The sequence below is a fragment of the Clostridium sp. AF36-4 genome (assembly GCF_003435975.1).
Lineage (GTDB): Bacteria > Bacillota > Clostridia > Lachnospirales > Lachnospiraceae > Eubacterium_F.
Genome location: NZ_QTVH01000054.1, coordinates 363 through 3660, shown reverse-complemented (window position 1 = coordinate 3660; position 3298 = coordinate 363). Strand labels below are relative to the sequence as shown.

Sequence of the window (3298 nt, the reverse complement as noted above, 5' to 3'; positions counted from 1 at the left end):
GAAAACAAATCACTGATAAGATTCATCTTCTGAGGCAGGTTTTCAAATATTGTCTGATTCATAAAATCATTTCCTCCTTTCCTGTGATGTTGTCACAAAAGGCAGGAACATTTATATACAATCCTGCCCTATTCTTTTTTCCGGAATAAAGCAAGAGTCTTTTATAAAATAATCATAGAATCTGGATACTAAGTCTGAACCATTGCTTTTCTAGATATTTATATTATATATTGTTGCATGTGTCATGTCAAGCATCGTTTCGCGCCACAAAAAGTCGCGAAACGACTTCTTTACAGTAGCATTTTATGTTATAATAATTTAGTAAAAATACTTCACAAAGAAAAGAGGAATAAACATGGCTTGGTATGACGAATCAGTATTTTATCATATTTACCCTTTGGGATTAACGGGCGCACCGGCGCAGAATGATTATGGCGAGGTTATCCACAGGCTTCCTAAGCTGCTCCCATGGATTGACCATATAAAAGAAATCGGATGCAATGCAATTTACATCGGACCGCTTTTTGAATCCGTAGGACATGGCTATGAAACAACGGATTACCGAACACTCGACAGACGTCTCGGCGACAATGACGATTTAAAAGAATTTGTCCGTACATGTCACGAAAAAGGAGTGCGGGTTATCTTTGACGGTGTTTTCAATCACACAGGAAGAGATTTTTTTGCTTTCAAAGACCTGCAGAAAAACCGTGAGAATTCACAATACAAAGACTGGTACTGCAATGTGAATTTTGGTGGAAATAATGAATACAACGATGGATTTTCCTATGATAACTGGGGCGGTTATAATCTGTTAGTAAAACTGAACCAGTGGAATCCACAGGTAAAAGATTATATTTACGATGTAATCCGCTTCTGGGTTTCTGAATTTGACATTGATGGCATCCGGCTTGACGCAGCAGATGTTCTTGATTTTGATTTTATGAAGGGAATGCGTCAGGTTGCCAATGAAGTAAAACCGGATTTCTGGCTGATGGGCGAAGTCATTCATGGCGAATATACACGCTGGGTTAATTCGGAAACTTTGCATTCTGTAACCAATTATAACCTGAATAAAGCTCTTTGGTCCGGCTGCAACGAGCATAACTTTTTTGAAATTGCACACACAGTAAAGCGTCTTTATGACATGGGTGGATGCCATTACCGGGACTTGGAATTGTACAGTTTCGCCGACAACCATGATGTTGAGCGAATTGCAAGCAAGATAATAAACAAAGACCATCTCGGCGTAATCTACACTTTGATGTACACACTTCCGGGGATTCCGTCTATTTACTACGGCTCCGAATTTGGTATCGAAGGAAAAAAAGAACAAGGTTCCGATGCTTCACTCCGACCACACTTAGAACTTAATGACTACGCCGATGCAATGACTGACAATCCGCTGACTGCGCTGATTGCCAAACTCGGTTCTATCCATCAGGTGCAAAAAGCATTGTGCTATGGTGAATACAAAGAACTTCTTCTTACGAACCGCCAATATGCTTTTGCACGCTGTTATGAAAATGAAGACGTGATTACAGCCGTCAATAACGATGAGCAGTCGACAACTCTCCATATTCCGTATCAGGGACCAAAAACACAGTTTAAAGGTGCACTATCCGGCAAAGATTATATGGTGCAGAATGGTTCAATTGAAATTACACTGGATGCATGTGGCGGCGATATTCTTATTTAGAAATATTTTTTGGTTCACGGTTGACTAAATAAATTCCTGCACATACAAGCAAAAGTGCAAAAAGCGTATTTACATTCCATAGGCTGTCTTTCAGAAAAATAACTGATAAGAGGCTTCCAAATACCGGAATTAAGAAATTAAAAACTGTCACTCTACCCATCGGATTATATTTTAACAAAACAGTCCATAGGGAAAAGGCTGCTGCCGATAAGAACGCTAAATACAAAAGCAGCAGCCAGCCGGTGGCAGGTACTTCCAAAATCGAAATTCTCCCTCCAAATAAAAAACCCACACCAATCAACAAAACCGCACCCAGAATAAGCTGCCACCCACAAAGAGTAACCGGTCCCATTTTCTTTGCCGCCTCTTTGTTACACAGCGAGCCAAGTGCCGATGACACAGCAGAACAAAGCATAAAACCTTCTCCTAAAAAGGAGAGCGAACCGCCAATACTCCCTTTTCCGAGATTTACCACAAACACGCCAAGAAGGCCCAAAAGACACCCCGCAATTTTTCTTCCATTAATTGATTCATGATAAAAAATGCATGCCGTCACCACACAAAAAAACGCTGTACTCCCATTCAAAATTGCACCTTTTACTCCTGTCACGTGCGCCATACCAATATAATAAAAAACGTACTGCAAAGCAGTCTGGACAAATGCCACAAGTACAATCTGTCCTTTCGGCCACTGCTTTCTCCGTTCCTTTTTATGCTCCTTTTTCTCCACAAAAAAAGAAATCAAAAGAGTCAAAATACCTGCAATCAAAAATCTCGCACCGGCAAACATAAGCTGGTCTGCGGTGTCCTGACTAGCAATCCGAAACATACGGTATCCGGTTTTTATACCGGGAAATGCACTTCCCCAAAGCAGGGTACACAACACCGCCGTTGCAAACACAATCCATTTTTTTGAAAATAACTTCTGTGCGTTCATAAATATAATATTACCCTTTCACCTTTTTCTATGCAACAAAATGGCACCCCCTCAGGAAGACAGGATGCCATAAACTATCTCATTCATCAGTATCCGTAAAAAGGATTACCGGTTTGGACAAATGATATTGATAATATTTAATTACATTACCACTATACATACGCATCGGATTCCAGTTGCACAAATCATAATCCTTGTGATATGGCAAATGATAATAAAAAGAATCATTCGAGCGACTGGTTTTATCGTAAGTAACCAAACTCTTTGCAAAAATCTCTTGTGGTGTCATTCTCTATCCTCCGGCCTTTCTTTTCTCCATTATATGACGGAACAAAAAATTTGGCAAGGAAAAATGAAGAAGGTTTTTGTTCTATGGCTGTTTCCTCCTCTTACTCTCCAATCCCATACTCCTGTAACAATTCTTTTTGGTAGTCTGTATCCATGATTGCTTTTTGTATATCTTCCATTCGGTTATCCGCCAACAAGCATTGGTATAATGCGTTAATTTCCTCGATTCCCTGTGAAATTCCTTGTGAAATCCCCTTTGCTATTCCACGCGCCTCTCCTTGAGCAATTCCCTTCTCTATTCCTCGCTCCTCATACATATCTAACAATACACACATATTGATTCTTCCTCCTTTTCCTTCTGTTGTTTCAATTAA

The 3298-nt window shown here is 40.0% G+C and carries 3 protein-coding genes and 1 pseudogene; 1 reads left to right on the top strand and 3 read right to left on the bottom strand.

Annotated elements, in window-relative coordinates; genetic code table 11:
• The first annotated feature begins 355 nt into the window (after nucleotides 1-355).
• On the top strand, nucleotides 356-1699 hold the full coding sequence (locus tag DW005_RS13450) for an alpha-amylase family glycosyl hydrolase (RefSeq protein WP_117480181.1): 1344 nt from the start codon (nucleotides 356-358) through the stop codon (nucleotides 1697-1699).
• Here the strand turns inward: DW005_RS13450 and DW005_RS13445 are convergent.
• From DW005_RS13445 to DW005_RS13435, 3 genes and pseudogenes are all read right to left on the bottom strand, one after another.
• Complete coding sequence (locus DW005_RS13445; RefSeq protein WP_022376530.1) at nucleotides 1692-2636, bottom strand: DMT family transporter; 945 nt, start codon at nucleotides 2634-2636, stop codon at nucleotides 1692-1694. The two genes, DW005_RS13450 and DW005_RS13445, sit on opposite strands and share 8 nt — an antisense overlap.
• Before the next feature lie 79 nt (nucleotides 2637-2715).
• Nucleotides 2716-2925, bottom strand: a complete 210-nt coding sequence (locus DW005_RS13440) for a hypothetical protein (RefSeq protein WP_022376531.1) — start codon at nucleotides 2923-2925, stop codon at nucleotides 2716-2718.
• A 100-nt stretch (nucleotides 2926-3025) separates the two neighbouring features.
• Nucleotides 3026-3298 (bottom strand): annotated as a pseudogene (locus DW005_RS13435) (hypothetical protein); the annotation flags it as partial.